The organism is Metallosphaera javensis (ex Sakai et al. 2022) (assembly GCA_021654415.1).
Taxonomy (GTDB): Archaea; Thermoproteota; Thermoprotei_A; order Sulfolobales; family Sulfolobaceae; genus Metallosphaera; species Metallosphaera javensis.
The window spans coordinates 927809-945571 of record AP024487.1; the positions used below are offsets into that span (position 1 = coordinate 927809).

Annotated in this window: 18 protein-coding genes; 11 read left to right on the forward strand and 7 right to left on the reverse strand. The window is 46.7% G+C overall.

The window, feature by feature from the left end:
- Window positions 1–8 precede the first annotated feature (8 nt).
- Complete coding sequence (locus QVC96_RS05520; RefSeq protein ID WP_287690165.1) at window positions 9–2291, reverse strand: ABC transporter substrate-binding protein; 2283 nt, start codon at window positions 2289–2291, stop codon at window positions 9–11.
- 251 nt (window positions 2292–2542) lie between these two features.
- Entirely contained in the window at window positions 2543–3703 is a 1161-nt protein-coding gene (locus tag QVC96_RS05525) for a hypothetical protein (RefSeq protein ID WP_238026226.1), read from the reverse strand.
- Between the two features lie 321 nt (window positions 3704–4024).
- On the opposite strand from QVC96_RS05525, the gene QVC96_RS05530 reads away from it, so the two are divergent.
- From QVC96_RS05530 to QVC96_RS05555, 6 genes are read left to right on the forward strand one after another with little or no spacing between them, the layout of a single operon-like run.
- Window positions 4025–5029 (forward strand): ABC transporter permease, encoded by a 1005-nt coding sequence (locus tag QVC96_RS05530; RefSeq protein WP_238026227.1) that lies wholly within the window; start codon window positions 4025–4027, stop codon window positions 5027–5029.
- A complete protein-coding gene (locus QVC96_RS05535; protein WP_287690166.1) occupies window positions 5026–6438 on the forward strand; it encodes an ABC transporter permease in 1413 nt (470 codons plus the stop codon). The genes QVC96_RS05530 and QVC96_RS05535 overlap by 4 nt, the downstream gene beginning before the upstream one ends.
- Window position 6439: 1 nt before the next feature.
- Window positions 6440–7426 carry an ABC transporter ATP-binding protein gene (locus QVC96_RS05540; protein WP_238026229.1) on the forward strand — a complete coding sequence of 329 codons (987 nt, stop codon included), beginning with the start codon at window positions 6440–6442 and terminating at the stop codon, window positions 7424–7426.
- On the forward strand, window positions 7423–8364 hold the full coding sequence (locus QVC96_RS05545) for an ABC transporter ATP-binding protein (protein ID WP_238026230.1): 942 nt from the start codon (window positions 7423–7425) through the stop codon (window positions 8362–8364). Before QVC96_RS05540 ends, QVC96_RS05545 begins: the two co-directional genes overlap by 4 nt.
- Window positions 8333–8848 carry a hypothetical protein gene (locus QVC96_RS05550; RefSeq protein ID WP_287690167.1) on the forward strand — a complete coding sequence of 172 codons (516 nt, stop codon included), beginning with the start codon at window positions 8333–8335 and terminating at the stop codon, window positions 8846–8848. Before QVC96_RS05545 ends, QVC96_RS05550 begins: the two co-directional genes overlap by 32 nt.
- A gap of 57 nt (window positions 8849–8905) precedes the next feature.
- Window positions 8906–9688, forward strand: a complete 783-nt coding sequence (locus tag QVC96_RS05555; protein WP_287690168.1) for a zinc ribbon domain-containing protein — start codon at window positions 8906–8908, stop codon at window positions 9686–9688.
- A gap of 1 nt (window position 9689) precedes the next feature.
- Here the strand turns inward: QVC96_RS05555 and QVC96_RS05560 are convergent, their stop codons facing one another.
- On the reverse strand, window positions 9690–10448 hold the full coding sequence (locus QVC96_RS05560) for a dioxygenase family protein (protein WP_287690169.1): 759 nt from the start codon (window positions 10446–10448) through the stop codon (window positions 9690–9692).
- Window positions 10449–10551: 103 nt separating this feature from the next.
- Here QVC96_RS05560 and QVC96_RS05565 point away from each other — a divergent pair, with 103 nt between their 5' ends.
- A complete protein-coding gene (locus QVC96_RS05565; RefSeq protein ID WP_238026235.1) occupies window positions 10552–10881 on the forward strand; it encodes a DsrE family protein in 330 nt (109 codons plus the stop codon).
- Here QVC96_RS05565 and QVC96_RS05570 read toward each other — a convergent pair.
- From QVC96_RS05570 to QVC96_RS05580, 3 genes are read right to left on the reverse strand one after another with little or no spacing between them, the layout of a single operon-like run.
- Window positions 10878–12077 carry an NRAMP family divalent metal transporter gene (locus tag QVC96_RS05570; protein WP_287690170.1) on the reverse strand — a complete coding sequence of 400 codons (1200 nt, stop codon included), beginning with the start codon at window positions 12075–12077 and terminating at the stop codon, window positions 10878–10880. The two genes, QVC96_RS05565 and QVC96_RS05570, sit on opposite strands and share 4 nt — an antisense overlap.
- A gap of 54 nt (window positions 12078–12131) precedes the next feature.
- The gene (locus QVC96_RS05575) at window positions 12132–12932 is read right to left on the reverse strand and encodes an aldo/keto reductase (protein WP_287690171.1); all 801 of its coding nucleotides are present in this window, start codon (window positions 12930–12932) and stop codon (window positions 12132–12134) included.
- Window positions 12933–12976: 44 nt separating this feature from the next.
- Window positions 12977–13726 (reverse strand): ParA family protein, encoded by a 750-nt coding sequence (locus tag QVC96_RS05580; RefSeq protein ID WP_287690172.1) that lies wholly within the window; start codon window positions 13724–13726, stop codon window positions 12977–12979.
- Between the two features lie 327 nt (window positions 13727–14053).
- Between QVC96_RS05580 and QVC96_RS05585 the strand changes: the two genes are divergently transcribed.
- From QVC96_RS05585 to QVC96_RS05600, 4 genes are all read left to right on the forward strand, one after another.
- The gene (locus QVC96_RS05585) at window positions 14054–14530 is read left to right on the forward strand and encodes a DUF4382 domain-containing protein (RefSeq protein WP_287690173.1); all 477 of its coding nucleotides are present in this window, start codon (window positions 14054–14056) and stop codon (window positions 14528–14530) included.
- Window positions 14531–14738: 208 nt separating this feature from the next.
- Complete coding sequence (locus QVC96_RS05590; protein ID WP_287690174.1) at window positions 14739–14954, forward strand: hypothetical protein; 216 nt, start codon at window positions 14739–14741, stop codon at window positions 14952–14954.
- A 158-nt stretch (window positions 14955–15112) separates the two neighbouring features.
- Window positions 15113–16033, forward strand: a complete 921-nt coding sequence (locus QVC96_RS05595) for a lactate/malate dehydrogenase family protein (protein WP_287690175.1) — start codon at window positions 15113–15115, stop codon at window positions 16031–16033.
- A gap of 112 nt (window positions 16034–16145) precedes the next feature.
- Window positions 16146–16514: a single-stranded DNA-binding protein gene (locus QVC96_RS05600; protein ID WP_238026243.1), complete on the forward strand. Its 369-nt coding sequence runs from the start codon at window positions 16146–16148 to the stop codon at window positions 16512–16514.
- Window positions 16515–16542: 28 nt separating this feature from the next.
- Here QVC96_RS05600 and QVC96_RS05605 read toward each other — a convergent pair whose 3' ends face one another.
- The gene (locus QVC96_RS05605) at window positions 16543–17727 is read right to left on the reverse strand and encodes an MFS transporter (protein ID WP_287690176.1); all 1185 of its coding nucleotides are present in this window, start codon (window positions 17725–17727) and stop codon (window positions 16543–16545) included.
- Window positions 17728–17763: the final 36 nt, after the last annotated feature.

Here is a 17763-nt window from a genome sequence, read left to right on the forward strand (position 1 = left end):
TAAGCAACCTACCTTCTCCTAACTATAGCTACAACGACTGCGATTATTACAATAACCACTACTACTCCTGCTACAACAGCTATAGTGGTTGTGGAGGATGTCGTAGTGGTTGTTGGAGGTGGAGTTGTTGGAGGGGTAACCACATGAGAAGCACTGACGTTCAGTGAGCCGTACTTATATAGCTCCCTCGCCCCATTATCCCAGGTCACCTTGCTCACAATCTCATAAATTCCTGGCTTCAGGCCTGTGGTGTTAATTGTGCCCACGTAATTACCGGGCGAGATCATCTTCATCTGTACAGGAGCAGTTGCATTACCGTAACTCTCACCTGAGACGTTAAGGTACTTCAGCCACACGTACGCTGTTCCGTTAACCGGGTTGGCAACCAGAGAGGAAGTTGAGTTGTCCCACGTGTAGTACTGGAAGTTTGCGGTGAAGTTCACGGGAGTTCCAGCTGTTACATTCTGCAGGAAGATGAGCGGGTTAATCCTGAAGTAGTAGGGGTTATAGGTCACGGTCACTGTCTTGGCCTCGCTATTGAAGGATGAGAACATGTAGGGACCGGAGGAGATTTCAGGTGCAAGGGTTGAGTGATACAATGTCACTACGTTCACGGGAGCCAGTACATGGGCAGGCATTATTGGGTACTCCGTGAGGACTAGGTACTCATTAACGTAGGATGAGGAGTTGAGATAGAACACTATTTGATATGGGCCTGTTACGTTAGTCCACACGAGAGACGGAATGGTACCGAATAGATCAGTATTGATGAAGCCTTCGCTTGATAGGTAGGTGTAATTCAGCGTGACGCCATCGAAGGTATTGGTTCCCATCATTCCCGGAAGGTCATAGTACCAGACCGTGAAGTTAACGTCATAGGCTGTGAGTGGAACTCCATCTATCCAGGTGTCATTGTGGACAAGGTTTACCGTGATCACCTGACCGTTCACGATCTTATCGCCGTTGGGAAGGGTAAGGTTTACAGGTTTCTGAACAGTCCAGGAGGAGGCAACCCAGGGCAGTATCTGCGTGGGATTATTGAGGGGTGAGATACCAAGAGAATCATACATATCATCTAGCGTGTTGAAGGCGTAAAGGGATGTGCTGGCGTAAATGTTGATGTGCCTGGGTAGGTCGCTGGAGATGGAGGAGAAGATGAACGTTCCATTCAACGCTTGGTTTGTGGGATGTACATCCATAATATTTATGGCATAGGTTGGAGTTCCGCTGGATAGATAGATGTAGTTAGCCCATCCAGGCAAATACACGGCCTGAATTCCGTTACTCCACGTGTAAATGACATATGGAAGCTGCTGCTGTAAGAGGTATTCCGCCTGCTTAGTGTAGTTAATCTCCTGAGACAGGGTCGGTGCGTTGAGGGCATTCTGTAGCATTTGATCTATTGTGGAATTGGAGAAACCTCCCACGTTACCAGGGGAAGTGTATATCCCGTTCATCCAGGAATTGGGGAACGGTCCCAGACTGATCCATCCAAATGTGGTCAAGTTAAAGTCGTTGAATGGTGGAGTGGTAGCTTGGGTTATTAAGGTGCCAAAGGTTTCTGACACAGGAGTTATTGATAAGTTAATGGCTGCCGCAGAATCGGATAGCAGATATGCAAACCTCTTTAGTATGTTTGGTGGGAAGGTGTAGTAGAAGGTCAGCTTGAGGGGTTGGCCGTTGTAGTACCATTGTCCGTTCTTGTGTGTTATCCCTGGTACCATCTCTAAGTACATCACTGCCCTGGTCAGGTTGTAGGACTCGTATTGCTGATAGTAGGACTCGACCTGCGGATTAAACCACTGCTTGTATACGCTCAGATCTGGGTTAACGAAGTAGGGCTCGTCGACTCCAAACACTCCATTATCCAGCACATAAGATGTTACGTTCTCTGGATTGATCAGGGAGCTGATAGCATATCTAAAATAGATATTTGAGGTGAGGTTGTTTCCGAAGGCGAATACAACCTGTCCAAAGCTTTCCTGTGGCGCTATGGCCAGAAAGGCAGTCTGATTATATGGGGCGGTCTTCAACTCATTGATCTCCGACACGTGCGTAAGCGAGATGAAGTCAACCTTTCCGTCGAGAAGGGCATTGAACTCATCAGTATGGGTTGTGTACGCATATGTATACTCTATTGTTCCCACCCAAGGCTCGTTATAAATCGCCTGAGAAGGCGTAAGAACGGGGGTGTTAAAGTTGGCAATGGCAAAGCTAGAAACCTCAACCGGTACTGCCATGATCATTGAAAATACTAGGATTAGGCTTGCAAGAATAAATAATCTATTCATTACACATCTCTCCCATTTAAAGTGAGAATGGTCATTGGATTTAAACTTTTTCATAGTAGACGAATAGCTTAGTGAAGTTCTTTTAATAGAATTAAAAGATTCTACTTATGTTCTAAGGTTATCTACGTAAATATTACACATAATGAGGTATTTTGGTATGAAGTATATTGGTCTGCTAAAGACTGCCTTTGCTATCAAGATAAGAAAACAACCCATAATATACCTTAATATACATATAAAAATATAAATACTTACGTTTTAATTATTATGATTACTCCCTCTCGGCCCTGAGATGAGGAAATGTAACCCCCGCCCAGTAAGTAGCCTGGGACTCCCAGAACTGAATTAACGCTAGTATTCAACTTGGAGAACACGGGTGATAGCATATGAAGGGATGATCCCCACAATATTACTCCTTCCTCCGATGCGATGCCTGAGAAGTTGTTGACAACTGGAATTCTTAGAGAAACAATGTATTTCCCGTCTCCGTAACCCACCGAATTTACCAGGCCTACCTGGTACTTTAACAGAATAAAATGGATCCCTGTCTGGTTAAGAATTCCTAGCATGGTCAAAGTGATGTGAGTATTGTTAAGGGAGTAGTTAAAGCCTCCAAACAGCCATCCAGCGGGAGTTGGTGCAGATGTAATAACGGCTCCCAAACCCTGAAAATTATCCGTAAAGTTAGTTCCATTGAAAATAGTAATGGTGTAATTAAATAAATGTGATCCGCCTATGAAGGACAGGGACTCATTGGACGAGAGTGTGAAGATCCCACTGCCCACACTGAGAGGTTTGTAAAGAATTGACGGATAATCTCCAGTAAGATCTGTTAAATTATTTGACAGCTTGAGCAGGAAAGGTACCTGAAAGGTACTGCTCCCCTCAATTACCAGGGAAGATCCTCCGATCAGCCAGAAGTTTTTCTGCCAGGTAACGGAGAATATTTGACCTGGGGTATAGAAACTGGGTATTTCACCCGATAGATTGTACACTTTCCCCTCGCTCATTAAAATCAAGGTGGGTTCCAGAACCGAGGTGTTCCCTTGCGGAACGTACCGTGCCCCGCCCAGCAGAAATGCTGATCCATTGTAACTTATAGAGTAAATTGATCCGTTAGCAAAGTATTGGCTGACGTTTAGAAATTCATAAGTATGGTTTTGGACATAGAAGAGACCCGCAACTCCTTGACTATGGTTACCAATTGCTGAAGAGCCCACGAATGCCACGACGCTGGGGGAGACCTCTATCATTTGATTGATCTCACTTACTCCTCCAATTATCACCGTGGAGTAACTGCTGGTTCTCAATTCCAGAAGTGTAATACCAACAGCGATTATTAGTATAGCCATAACAACCAACACAACGTTAGTGGGCCGCTTCTTATCCTTCTTCCTGCTTTCACGTTTCATTTAGCTTGATTCACTAAGCCCACATCGAGTTATTTAGATTTATTCCATACTAGTCCCTCTTTCTATGCATTAACGAGAAAAGTATCATTTAGATTAAATTATAATTTCTTTTTAAAAATGTTGTATTATGCATGTATTTGGAAATGTAAATCCACAGTGTACAAATGTTTGAAATTCCATTTGCAAGAAATAAAGGCTATATCACTAATAACTTGAATTGTTTAAAGTTTAGCATCCTCAGGTATTAACATTTCAGACAGTAATTTGAACGGAATAACATAAAGTTTTTTAACAATGATGGGGATATTTTTCTGATTAGTGATGTCTCTTCTTAGGTACCTAACGAAGAGAATAGCAGAGAGAATAGCCCTATTGTTTGGAATAATTATCTTTAATTTTATAATTTTCCAGGTACTCCCCACAATTTACGGAGTAAATCCTGCTGAACTATACGTTCCTCTGACTTACAAGGGTCTGCCTAGGAGTGAACTAGTGCAGGCACTGGATAATCAGTTCGGATTGAATCTTCCACTTGATGAGAGGTTTTTTGTATATATGAAGTCACTGTTAACCTTCCACCTGGGCATTTCCATGAGCTATCAGCAACCTGTCATATCCCTGATTGAAGCCAGGTTTCCTGTAACGGCACTTCTGGTAATCCCAAGCCTGATTCTAAGCACCATACTCGCCATAGTTCTGGGACTTTACTCCATATCAAGGCAGGGAAAGGTGGGAGATGTTGCAGTGAGTTTTACCTCCATAATGACTTACTTCATTCCTGCCTTCTGGCTTGGGGAGATAGTTCTGTACTTCTTCGGATTCTACCTCAGGATATTTCCAACCAACCTAGCTGAGGCAATAACGTCCTCCAATGGTCACACCCTAGTTGGCGTAGCGTACTGGGTGGACCTTCTGAAGTTCCTGACTTTACCCATTCTCTTCATCACTGTCATTAGTTACGGTGTAAGAAATATACTCTTCAGGAATAACGGCGTCGAGTTGATGGGTAGCAACTTTGTGAACTATCTGAGAGCAAGGGGAATAGATGACAGAAAGATTCTTTACAAGCACATCACCAGAAATGCAGTAATACCCGTTGTAACAAGGGTTGGAATAGACATCGCTTTCCTATTTGCGGGAGTGGTTTTCATTGAGGATATCTTCAATATACCAGGCCTAGGAAGACTCCTGGTGAGGGGAGCTGAGAACCTTGACGTGCCATTACTGGGAGGAGACTTTTACATAATTAGTCTGTTTGCCGTGATAATTCTTCTTGCACTTGACCTGATCTATCCACTCATTGACCCCAGGGTGAAGTACGAGTGAACAAGGTAATAAGGGACCTGTTGAGCAGGAAAACGTTCATATTCTCCATTGTTGTGATCCTTTTCTTCGCCGCTATAGCACTTCTCGCTCCGGTGTTAACTTCATATAACAATCCCTACCAGGTCTCTCAACAGTTCGTTGCAGCTCCTTATGCAGTCCCCGCATGGGCCACGATCTTCCCCCAATATCACGATCTTCCCCCTGATGTGAGATTAACTCTAACTCCAGTCAGTGCCTCTGGAGTTACACCAGTGAACTCATCCTTTGTGAAGATCACGGTACCGGCTGGAGGGGAAGTTAACGTGAGTTACCCCATTCGCTGGAACTGGAGTTCTCCCTACAACGTAATACTTTCATTTATCTTGGTTCCACCAGCGACAAGCGACTTCAACGTGAATCTATACATGAACAACATCAATATCATGGAGTTGTCACCTGTTCCCATACCACCCGCTGTGAGCGTAACGCTAGGGAAACCTAACTCCATAACGTTCTCGTCACAAACAATAAATCCAAGCAATTCTCCGTACGTGAATTCTCTTCCCTTCCAGGACCAGCCCCTAGCGTCACTGGAGTTCCCCAAGGCTGTTTTACCTAGGCCGGGAATGTACTACTTGGTAATATCACTTCAGAACACGGGGAATTCACCTGAAACTTTCCTCCTTTCAAATCCCCACTACACCTCCCTTGGATACGCTTACGGAAGATTAGGAACCGATGATAACGGAGGTAGTGTGTTCTCGGAGTTTGTGTACGGAGCCAGATTTGACCTGTATCTAGCCCTCGTGGCATCTGTCCTGATCATTGGAATAGGTCTCATAATAGGTCTCCTTGCTGGCTACGTGGGAGGTTTCACGGACCTAACCCTGAATGCGCTGACCGACTTCTTCCTCTTGATACCTGGTTTACCTCTCCTGATCGTGCTGATCTCAATTTTTGATCTCACTGGTGTCATAGTTAACGTTAACAAGGCCGTTCTCATTTTACTAATAATCTCGTTCCTGTCATGGCCCGGTACGGCAAAGATAATTAGGGGACAAACTCTCAGCCTGAGGAGTAGAACCTTCGTGGAGGCTTCCAGGGCTCTGGGAGAAGGAAAGCTTAGAATACTGTTCCGACATATAGTTCCTAACTTGATGGGAATTCTATTTGCACAGCTAGCTTATGACGTGCCAGGTGTAATCTTAGCAGAGTCAGGTCTGGACTTCTTGGGTCTGGGAATTATAGGCTTCCCAACCTGGGGTAACATGCTTGGATTTGCGACTAACGACCTGTCCTTTGCAAACGGATTTGCATGGTGGTGGGTCCTTCCACCTGGAATTGGGATAATACTGTTAAGCACTGCCTTCTACTATTTCGGGACAGCCATGCTTGATGTGCTCAGCCCCTACAAGTTGAGAGGTGAGTGAAGTGATCTTTGAGGAATCCACGGACACTCTCCTTGAGGTCAACTCCCTGAAGACCTATTACACCACCAAGACGGGTTACGTTAAGGCCGTGGACGACGTTTCCCTGTTCCTGGATAGGTCCAAGGTACTGGGCGTGGCTGGGGAATCCGGGTGCGGGAAATCAACCCTTGTCACAACCATATTCAGGGTGATGCCAAGGAACGCTAGAGTTATGGGAGGAGAGGTGAAGTTCAAGGGACAGGACTTACTGAAGATGGACCTGAAGACCTTCAGGAAAGAGATAGTCTGGAAGGACATAGCCTATATCCCTCAGGCCTCCATGGATGTACTAGACCCGGTTTACAAGGTAAAGGATCAGATGCTTGAAACCATTCTGGCTCACGAGGATGTGTCCAGGGCTGAGGCCATGGAAAGGATATTCAGGACCCTTGAGAGCGTAGGAGTTCCTCAGGAGAAGGCGGACATGTTCCCCCACGAGCTTTCCGGAGGACAGAGACAGAGGGTAGTCATAGCCATGGCCCTCCTCCTCAATCCCTCCATGATAGTGTCAGACGAAGCGACCACGGCTCTGGACGTGATCACACAGGCCAAGATCCTTGAACTCATGAAGTCCCTTCAGGAGTCAAGAAAGTTCAGCATGATGTTCGTGACGCACGATCTATCCCTTCTTGCCAACGTGAGCGATAGCATTGCCATAATGTACGCCGGAAAGCTGGTGGAGTTTGGGGATGTGGAGAAGGTGTTCAGTAACCCGCTACACCCCTACACGCAACTTCTCATCAAGGCGATCCCGGACCTTAGGGTGAGGAAACAGAAGAAACTTGTGGCCATCCCAGGATTTCCACCTGACCTGGAGAACCCGCCCAAGGGTTGCAGGTTCGCCCCCAGATGTCCCTTAGCCATGCCAGTTTGCAGTGAGAAGGAGCCTGAATTCTCCAAGGTTGAGGGGTTCCATTACGTAGCATGCCACGCGGTGAACAAGAAATGATAGAGGGCAAAGATCTGAGGGTTTACTTCAAGTCCAGGGATATTGTGGTTAAGGCCCTGGATGGGGTTAACGTAAGCGTTAAGGACAGGGAGATCGTGGGAATAGTTGGGGAGTCGGGGAGTGGGAAAACCACGCTTGGTAGAACGATCCTGAACCTTCAGAAGCCTCTCTCAGGAGAGGTGTTGTGGAACGGGAAGAACGTGTTCAAGTTAAAGGGGAAAGAAGAAAAGGAATTCAGGAGGCAGAATCAGATCATCTATCAGAATCCCTATGAGGCTGTGGATATCAGACTCAAGGTATACGATATCGTGGCAGAAGGTCTAAGGGTTCACAATATTCCCAAGGACAAGGAAGAGGAGAGTAAAATAGTCATGGAGACTCTCAGGGATGTGGGGCTCACTCCAGAGGATGAATACGCTAAATCCCTCCCCAATCAACTGTCAGGAGGGCAACTCCAGAGGGTTGCCATAGCTAGGGCCCTTGTTCTGAACCCATCATTCATAGTTGCAGACGAGCCAGTATCAATGCTAGACATGTCCATAAGGGCTGGAGTGCTGGACATTTTCAAACGTCTCAGGGATGAGAGGGGGATCAGCATTATGATGATCACCCACGATATTTCCACCCTGGGATACGTGGCAGACAGGATTTACGTCATGTATCAGGGAAAGGTTATAGAACATGGGTCCACCGACGCTGTTCTCGATAAACCTCTCCATCCCTACACTCAGGCGTTAATCTCAGCAGTCCCGATTCCAGATCCCTCTGGGAGAACGAGCCTATTCTCGATTAAGGTAAAGGAAGAGATGGAACCCTATAACGGGAAAGGGTGCAGGTATTACCCAAGATGTCCATTCGCTATGGCATCTTGCAGGGAGAAGGAACCCAATCTATCGGGTGTTTCCAGTGACCACTACGTCGCATGCTTCCTATACTGAGGAGAGGTCCCTAGTCACGAGAAAGGAGATAGTATTTTCCTCCATCTTTGTTGCTGTTGGAGGGGTAATTGGATCATTAACCGTACCCGAACTTTACCTAATGCTGATTCCCCTATCTCTCCTTCTCTTGCTTTTCAGGGAATGGAAGCTTTTCAGGGGGATGAGTGAACTTAGGAGAACTGGAGTGCTAAGATTCGAGCCGAGATTCAGAACAAACAGGAAGGAGGCTAACAGAAGTTTGACCGTGGTTCTCCTTCTGATCGCTACACCCATGGTCCTCTCATTCTTTCTCCCTCCCCTTCCCTGGCTGGCTCTGACCATGGCCATCGTGATGTCGTGGCCGGCCTCCAACCTTCTGGAAGGGCTAACACAGCTGGTTATTGAAAGGAGGACTGGTAGAAAGCTGAGGAAATTCTACAACTGGGCATCATTTAGGGATGAAGTGGTCATGAAGGATTACGGCTGGTCATTGAAGTTTGACTGATCCAACTTGTAACCAGTTCGGGTGAGTGTTTAAAATAAATGCCGAGTAGATTGATCTATGAAAAAGTGTCCCAGATGCGGTTATGAGAACGACGACTCGGCCAGCATTTGTGAAAAATGCAGATATCCGCTGACCCTCTCCACTGAGCCAGTTTTTCCCACCAGGTGTCCCAGATGCGGTTATGAGAATCCTCCAGGGACTGCCATATGTCAGAGATGCAGATATCCTCTAAGAATACCTACTCAAGTTCAGGTCGAGGAAACCGGAAGGGACAGATCCAGGGAGGAATCCATATCTAGGCTTAGGGATGGTGCCCTCTACCTCATGATCGGAGTGTTATTCCTACTGCTTACCCTGCCATCCATCAACCCCTTAATCCAGGGCATTTTCGGGTTAATCTCTGTGGTCTTCCTTGGTATGGGGACGGGTAGCTATTCTGTGGCATTAAGGCTCTTCGACGAGAGGCTAAGGAGCTCATCGCTACTCTCCTTCCTTCTCCTTCCTGGTTTCCTTCTCCTTGTGTCAGGAATAGGTATTGTAGAGCTAAACGTGACAAAACTTAATCTTACAGCTTTGGGAAAAAACCCCCTTGCGGTGGTTCTAATTGACCTAGGATTTGTCCTTTTCCTAGTGGGAGGACTGGGAATAACAGTGGGGGTTTACAGGATAGCTAACGCCTTAACTCGTCCAGCGCTCAAGGTAGGAGCCATACTAACCATGGTGGGACTGATCTCTTTCCTTCTCCTACCTGAGCTGGGATTTCTCCTCATGGGAGGCCAGTTCCTGATCTATCTGGAGTCCAGAACATTATTTCAAAAGGAAAAGGAGAACGCTCACTAACTCACTCAAACCTCGTCGCGAGCATGCTTACTCCTCCCCAGGGCACGTCATATCCCAGAATTTCTGCCCTCCTGGGCTTTACGAAACCAAGCACGGTATACAGGGGGTTAAGCAATCCCTCAGGTTGTGCCTCCGCCCATATCCTGGACTTGGGCAATTCCATGATCTCGTCAAACTTCCCCTGCTTCAACAGTTCCATCAAGACTTGATCAAACTTGGATGGTCTTGGTTTAACCCCAAGATATAACCCGTCCAGTCTGTGGGTAGGTGATCCAGTCCCCAGGATCAGGACTCTCTTCCCAGCGGACGCTTTGGCTATAACTTCCCCCAGCTTGTAGTGCTCCTCGGGCATTCCATCAGTGATGGAGATGGTCACAACTCTAAGCCCAGGGAACATGTAACTCAGGGGTATCCAAACTCCGTGATCCAGTCCCCAGGACTGGTCCTCCTCCAGTTCCATCCCCTCCTCCCTTCCCACGCTGGCTATACGCTTGGCCAATTCCACATCGTTCTCAGCAGAGTAGCAGAACTTGTAGAGCTCGTCCGGGAATCCATAGTAGTCCTGTATGCATTCCAGCCTCTCCTGAACCTCCACGAGATGTTTCCCGTTCCAGGATATGAAGTGTGGGCTGAGCACCACCACGGTTTCAGGGTTAACTTCCCTTCTGACCCTTTCCCCTATCTCCTTCATCAATTTCTTCCAGGGTATATCCTCAACTAGGATTGTTGGAGATCCATGTGATACGAAAAGGCCTATCATGGAAAACACTTTATTAGATAAACTAACTTTACAACCTAATAATTCTTTCTCCTTTCCTTTCCTGGGAAGATGTTAAATAGTGTTAAAACCAGTTAATTTTGCCATGAAAGTAGTTTTCCTTGTAATGTCAGGAGATGAGAAACTGGGATTAGCTCTGAGAATGGCATATAACTCCATCAAGAACAAGAGATATGATGATCTGAAGTTGCTTTTCTTCGGACCAAGCCAGAAGGCATTAACCACCCTGCAGGGTGACCTTAAGAACATGTTTGAGGAAATGCTAAAGAACGGAAGTGTTGACTCAGCGTGTGTGGGCGTTGCGGAGAACATGGGAATAAAGGATACGTTACTGCAGATGGGGCTAAGACTAACCCCCATGGGTGAAACCCTATCCAAGTACGTGAACCAGGGCTATGAAGTAATCACGTTCTAAAGTATTGCGAGGAACCCGAACACAAGAACGAAGGTGAGGCTAGCCCAGTAAAGAAGGGATTGCATCCTTGTGTTTTTTAGATTTCCCATTACTTTCTCGTCTGATGAAATTATACCTTGAATAATCCCGGGACCAACCAGGGCCAGTACAAGAAAAACGAGGAGATTTAGCACCGTGCTGGCCAGTTCCTGTGTGGGCACAAGGGATATGGCCAACGCCGCTGGAACACTCTCTAGGAGGTAAACAATAAACGTCTTCTCCCTTCTAACCCCCAGCGCCTCCACAACTCCCCACGCACTACCAAGAGAGATCACTACCAGGGCTAGGAATGCTGCAGCCACCAGTCCAACCCCGAAAAAGATGGGAGATAGAGGACCCGCAAAGGAATCTAGCGTTCTAGAAATGGACTGAGGGGAGAGAAAGTTAGTGCTTGGATCTGCCCCAGCCATACTCATTTCCACTAGAACCATGAGAAGTTCAGTTGCGATCGCACCCACAGCAGTTTCAATTCTTATCCTGTTAACTGCAACGTTTTTGGGCACAAACTTCCTTGCTGAATACTTTATTGCCGTGGCCGATGCCTGAAAGAAAAGCATGAAAGGCATCACTACTGCCCCCACATTAGCTGCTAGAAGAAAAATGAAGCCGGGTGAAAGGGAAAACTGAAACAGGGGATATGGCTTTATTCCGCTCTCCACGAGGACCAGGGCAAATCCCACGAAAAGAAGAGGGGAAATGAACAGGAGAACCCTCTCAGCCTGCTCATATTTCCTTCCCAGAACCAGGAGCAGGTGTGCAGTGAAGATCAGGGGAACCGACACGATCACGGGCATCCCGAACACAGCTAGCCCAACTGCAGCCCCAGCGTACTCCACGGCGTACGTGAGAACGTCGGTTAACGCCATGGGTAAAGCCATCAGAAGGGACACCCTCCTTGAGTATCTCTCCCTGATTATCTCTCCCAATCCCTTCTCCGTGGCTATCCCAATCCTTCCTGACACCTCCTGGATGAAATAGAGCGGGATGGTCAGCAGTAACAGGAACCATACCAGCGAATACTTGAGCACGGCCCCCGTTTCAGCCGCCCCTATGGTACTGGAGGCGTCCATATCTGCCATCATGACCAGCCATGCGGGTCCGAACAGCACCAGCAGATTTGTCCATTTACGATTCATCGTATTCCATTTACGATTCATCGTAAGGAATAGTTACTTGTTAGATAAAAACTTTCGCCCTGAGGATTTAGGTGCTCATGAGCTACTTGAGAGATGGAGATAGTCCTCCTCTTTCAGGTCCCATTCCAAGACCTTGGCTAGCTCATCCACATGTGCCTTTGTGGAAGCCTTGGGGATGGGTATGGCCCTTCTGGCAACGTAGTTCAAACCCACCTGAATTGGGGTTACCCCATACCTTTTTGCCACCTCTGCCAGCCTGGCATCCCTTGAAATTTCACCCCTACCCAGAGGGGAGTAGGCTATGACCTTGATGTTATTCCTCTCAAGGAAGGGAATGAGCTGAGCCTCTGGTTCCCTGTGAACGTAGCTGTACTCTATTTCGTTGGCCTCAATCTGGTATCTGGAGGAAACCTCCATTGCCTCTTGCACTAGGGTAACGTCAAAGTTGCTCACTCCAATACACCTCACCACCCCATCATCCACCAGCTTTTCCATGGCCCTTATGGTTTCCCTAAGGGGTACGCTGGGAGAAGGCCAGTGAATCAGGTAGAGGTCAATTAACTTAACGTTAAGCCTCCTTAAACTAGCCTTGGCGGACTTAATCACGTCATCGTAGGATAGGTGATTGTTCCATACCTTTGTGATGATGGTGAACTCCTCCTCATCGTAATCCTTCAGTGCCTGCCCCACCAGTTCCTCAGTGTGTCCTCCCCCATACATTTCTGCGGTATCAAACAGATTGATTCCTCTATCGTAGACGTAACGAAGCAACTCTATCCACTGAGGGTCCCTCGTTCTGTCAGCTGACCAGTAACCCCCTCCGATCTTCCATGTTCCAAATCCTATCTTGGATACCTTCTTATCACAGAGGTTCATAACCCGACTCTGCCAGTGCAAGTAAATAAGCATGAGGTTACTCATCACATTATTAACATGAAATCTGGAACTGGTTTAAACACATTACTTGCCAGCTCCTGAATTTGGGGAGGGATGAGAGAGACCGTAATACTTGAGGCGTTAAAAAGGGCCTCAATAAATGGCACTACAGCAACTATTCCCTTAAAGAGGTAAGCATAGGTCTCCGCTACTTCAAAGAAAGAGGGAATGGGCAGGACCATATTAATAACTGTTCCTAGAATCTCATCCTTATCATCCTTTATGGCGTTTAGGGTACTATCAACATCAAGCCTGTTCATGTCAGTTACGTAGATCTTTCTAATGTGAGTAGGTACCTTGATGCTCTCCGCTATGGTGTTTTGGAGAATTTTACTTCCCTCTCTGATATGAATTGATGAATCAATAACTATAACCCCAAATCTCTCCTGTATTGCGGAGGACATTATTCCTTCGAATTCCCCTCTTAACCTAGCATCGCTAAGAATCATGGACAGGGCATCATCTAGCTTACTACCATTTCCCAACATTTTAATTACCCTAATTGTCTGGTTCTCCACCTTTATGTCAGTCCAAAGATCTCCCTCGTGGCCCGATTGAATCGATGGAATCAATCCCTCACCTCTTGCCTCCATAAGGTAGGAGCTCCATCCTAGAGGATCCAAGTCGAGAAGGACAACGTTCTCTCCCCTCTTTGCCAGTGATAAGGCTAGAAGCGCAGAAATAGTGGACCTGCCAGCGCCTCCCTTCACACCCGTGGCTTCGATGATCAGCATTATTCTCTCTTGGGAGGAACCTAATTTAAATGTTTGTAAGAAAATTTCACATGGATCTTCTATGAGGATTATGATAGATTAGATACAAAACTAACTGTAAGGACAAAGTTAAGTTATAACTTTCCTAGAGTTTAGTGCACTGTTGATCTAATGTAATTTACAAGTCTAGTGGCTTATCAAGGTTATCAGATCATAGATCGAGAATCATCAGTCTTGGAGCAAGTTTCACATGACATAGCGTATCACGATGAGTCAGAAGTGTGTAAAAGCCCCAATTTACCCCATGTACTGACAAACTTTTTTAATCATGGGTTTCAAACATTTTCTATGAAGGCGTGGTTAGTAGGAGTTGCGGTAGTGATACTCATAGTGGTGGGCTATTTTGGATATCAATTTTTGACCACAGGTCCCGTAACCATATATGCAGAGGACGCTCCAGGCGTGTCCGTCACCTTAACAATTACCTCCATAATGCTACATGCGGTGAATGGATCGTGGATTACGGTATCCAACAAAACCATTGTTTACAGCTTAGGATCCAACCTAACACAACTTGTATCGGGAAGAATACCGGCAGGGAAATACAATGAGATATTTCTCTACATCAAGAATGCATCCACAACCGTCCGAGGAGTTAGTGTTACCATACCCAGTAACGTTCTGAAGATTCACTTCATTGCCGGCAAGGACTTGATAGTATCTCCTACCCTGAGCGCTGAGGTCATAATTAGTTTCCCCCATGCTTCCATATCCAGCGGATCATTAATTATCTCACCGTCTATTACGGCGGAGACAATAAACTAATTTCTCCAGCGGTTCTGTGAGGGTTAAAGATAGCCTCGTTTATCTCTTTGAGGGTTAAGAGGGTGGGAGACCCCAGTCTTGAGGGATGAATGGGCCCTGGTCTGGTTTGTTGTGTATTTCACGTTAAAGGCTTCTTAAACACGCAACAATATGAGGTGGCTCCGTAAATAGCCTAAAGAGAGGTTTTAAATGATAATGCGTAAATCGATTGTGGCCTGCCAAACTCCATTGTGCGGTGATGGCCGTAGGATGGCCACCTGGGGATGGAACCGAAGTCAAGCTTGCAGAGATCTATGCCATCTTGACCCTCCCACACAGGACATCAGGGATGGGTTACATTCGACACTATGGGTGGAGGGGATATATCATGGTCAATGAGCCAAGAAGCCCTATCCGTGAGGGTGGGGTAGTTCACTTCATTTAGCATCCAGACTTAACACAATGTAATTGGGATATCGTCTTGTGAACGTTATCTGGCAGGTTAACATGCTTAGTTTTCTCTTCATTACGAAATGCACAATTTCAACGTAGAGGACTCTCCTAAGCTTTAATAAAACCGTTTCAAATCTATAATGAGTAAAAATGGCCAAGGTAGGTTTCATAGGAGCGGGAAAAATTGGGCAAACCATAGTTTACTCGGCCTTAGTGAGCGGAGCTGTGGATGAGGCCATCATTTATGATATAATACCTGAACTTCCCGACAAGTTTGAACATGAACTCAGACACGCCTTTGCGACCAAGGGAATAAAGGCCGAAGTTCTGGGAACCAACTCCCTTGACGATGTGTCAGGAATGGATATCGTTGTCATATCTGCGGGCAAACCCAGGAAGCCTGGAATGAGCAGAAGGGATCTATTCGTGGACAATGCCAAGATCATGATAGACTTGGCTCAGAAACTTCCTCCTAAGAATCCGGGAGCCATCTACTTGATGGTGGCGAACCCTGTGGATATGATGGCTTCGGTGTTCATGAAGTACTCCAAGCAGTTCACCATTAGCGCAGGAGACCAGGTGGAAACCATGAGAATGAGGTCGTTTATAGCGAAGAAGCTCAAGATACCAGTGACCGCCGTGGATGGGTTTGTGGGAGGCGAGCACGGTGAAGACGCCGTAGTTCTCTGGAGTACCGTGAAGATCAAGGGAAAGCCTGCGGACGAGTTCAGTATCAATAAGGATGAGGTGAGTGACTACGTTAAGAAGATACCGGGAGAAATCATCAGGGTAATAGGTGGGACCACCTGGGGTCCGGGTACCATCATAGCTGACATCATAAAGTCCATAGCGTTCAGCGAAAACAGAGTAATGAGCATCGCGACTCCCAAGGAGTATGAGAAGGAAATAATACACGTTAGTGCACCTACAGTGGTGGGATCCAGCATAGGACCTTCACTGGAGCCACTCCTTGACGAGAAGGATAGGTGGCATCTAAACTCCGCTATGAAGGACTTCTATGAGGTGTATAAGGAAAATCTTAAGCAACTTGAGCAGGCCACAAAAGCCTAGTCAGTTTTTCTGCTGGTCCACGCCCTTTTAGTGGATCTGTCCAGGTGATCTAGAAGGAACTTTTACACTACTTTAATATCCACGACGTCCAATAAAGATTAGGTACAAAAAATTGAAAGTAAAAGACCTAGAGCCCAGAAGAAGGGCAGACGTGACTGTAAAGGTAGTTAGCCTCGGAGAGAAGAGGAACGTAATAGGAAAGGACGGTTCTTCCCATCAGGTGATGGACGTCCTAGTTGGGGATGAGACAGGTTCCATCCTCATGAGTGTGTGGGATTCCAACATTCAAAAGGTTTCCCAGGGAAAGGTGTTCGCCATAGAGGACGGCTTCGTTTCAGTGCACAGGGGATCCATGAGGTTATCCCTTGGGAGAACCGGGAAGATGGTGGAGACTCAGGGAACCTTTGAGGTAAACACTCAAAACAACGTGTCTAACAAGGTTATTGAGGACGAACCTAGGAGAAGGTATGGAAGGTATTAAAAGAATTCCCTTTTTTGTTTTTATTTTCTTAGTTTAAAGTTGAGACCTTTAGGGTTTCTGGTCCAACTCCCAAACCTATCCCTGCGATCAGCGCTCCCAGCCCCAGAATAATGACTGCCGAATGTGATACTGAAGTTACCGTGGAAAGTTGAGAAATGAACAGCTGAGTGAAACCTGCAATTATGAAAGCGCCATTATACGAGAAACCCACACCCGTTGCCCTGCTGAAGGTCTTGAATCTTTCAGCCAGGTAGCTGGGTGAGATTGCTGAGGCCAAGTTCATTCCAAATCCGAACAGCATCATGGATGAAAGTGTTGGGGAGCCAGCTAGATAGAACCAGGAGGCAGTGATCAATCCAATCACCACTCCCGCAATGCCCATGACCTTTCTTCCCAGGAAGTCTGAAAGCAGTCCCGACAGAACCATTGCGGGTATGCCGACCACATTCATGATCAGTGCCAGAAACCCGTATTCCTGGGGAGGTAGATGAAGGACCTGACCAAGGTAAACCGGTATAAACTGTGGACCGGCATATATCATTACCCAGAAACCTATCATGACCAAGATGGTTTGCCATAGCGGGGATAAACCCTTGATGGGATAGTCCTTCTGAGCCTCGACGTATATCCTGGGTTCGCTCACCTTTACCCGGATCAAAAGGGCCAGTGCGGCCGGGATCACTCCTATGAAGAATATGTACCTCCAACCAGTGACGAAGAAGCCCGGGGTTCTGGCCAGTGTGGTGAATAGGAGATCCACAATCACGAACCCCAGCAGAGTGCCCGACTGCATGACCCCTGAGAGTAGACCTCTCCATCTAGAGACGCTTTCCATGGCAAGCGTGAACGAGCTGGACACATCTCCACCTATGAAGATACCCTGAACTATCCTCAGCAGTGACACCGTAACAGGTGCCAGTATGCCTATCTGGGCATAAGGCGGAATCAGTCCTGTGAGGCCAATGGACAGGGAGTAACCCAGGACTGTGATGATGAGCGCCTTCTTCCTCCCCTGGAGGTCAGCAAAAAACCCGAAAAGGAAACCACCCAGAGGCCTGGTGACCACGGTGAAAATGATGGGCAAAACCGCACCCAGCAGACCCAGGGTAGGGTAGAACACCTTCTCCAGAACAGTAGCCGTTATTACCACAGCTCCAAGGTCATAAGAGTCCATTACCCACGACAGATATGCGCCTATGAAATTGGACTTCATGGGGCGTGGAATAGAAATTATAATTTAAAAACTTGA

What these genes read in the sequence shown, in the direction of transcription:
- QVC96_RS05530 (WP_238026227.1), top strand. Translation starts at nt 4,025, where the DNA reads ATGTCTCTTCTTAGGTACCTAACGAAGAGAATAGCAGAGAGAATAGCC.
- QVC96_RS05520 (WP_287690165.1), bottom strand. Translation starts at nt 2,291, where the DNA reads ATGAATAGATTATTTATTCTTGCAAGCCTAATCCTAGTATTTTCAATG.
- QVC96_RS05560 (WP_287690169.1), bottom strand. Translation starts at nt 10,448, where the DNA reads ATGATAGGCCTTTTCGTATCACATGGATCTCCAACAATCCTAGTTGAG.
- QVC96_RS05565 (WP_238026235.1), top strand. Translation starts at nt 10,552, where the DNA reads ATGAAAGTAGTTTTCCTTGTAATGTCAGGAGATGAGAAACTGGGATTA.
- QVC96_RS05555 (WP_287690168.1), top strand. Translation starts at nt 8,906, where the DNA reads ATGAAAAAGTGTCCCAGATGCGGTTATGAGAACGACGACTCGGCCAGC.
- QVC96_RS05580 (WP_287690172.1), bottom strand. Translation starts at nt 13,726, where the DNA reads ATGCTGATCATCGAAGCCACGGGTGTGAAGGGAGGCGCTGGCAGGTCC.
- QVC96_RS05595 (WP_287690175.1), top strand. Translation starts at nt 15,113, where the DNA reads ATGGCCAAGGTAGGTTTCATAGGAGCGGGAAAAATTGGGCAAACCATA.
- QVC96_RS05575 (WP_287690171.1), bottom strand. Translation starts at nt 12,932, where the DNA reads ATGAACCTCTGTGATAAGAAGGTATCCAAGATAGGATTTGGAACATGG.
- QVC96_RS05545 (WP_238026230.1), top strand. Translation starts at nt 7,423, where the DNA reads ATGATAGAGGGCAAAGATCTGAGGGTTTACTTCAAGTCCAGGGATATT.
- QVC96_RS05585 (WP_287690173.1), top strand. Translation starts at nt 14,054, where the DNA reads ATGAAGGCGTGGTTAGTAGGAGTTGCGGTAGTGATACTCATAGTGGTG.
- QVC96_RS05525 (WP_238026226.1), bottom strand. Translation starts at nt 3,703, where the DNA reads ATGAAACGTGAAAGCAGGAAGAAGGATAAGAAGCGGCCCACTAACGTT.
- QVC96_RS05605 (WP_287690176.1), bottom strand. Translation starts at nt 17,727, where the DNA reads ATGAAGTCCAATTTCATAGGCGCATATCTGTCGTGGGTAATGGACTCT.
- QVC96_RS05570 (WP_287690170.1), bottom strand. Translation starts at nt 12,077, where the DNA reads ATGAATCGTAAATGGAATACGATGAATCGTAAATGGACAAATCTGCTG.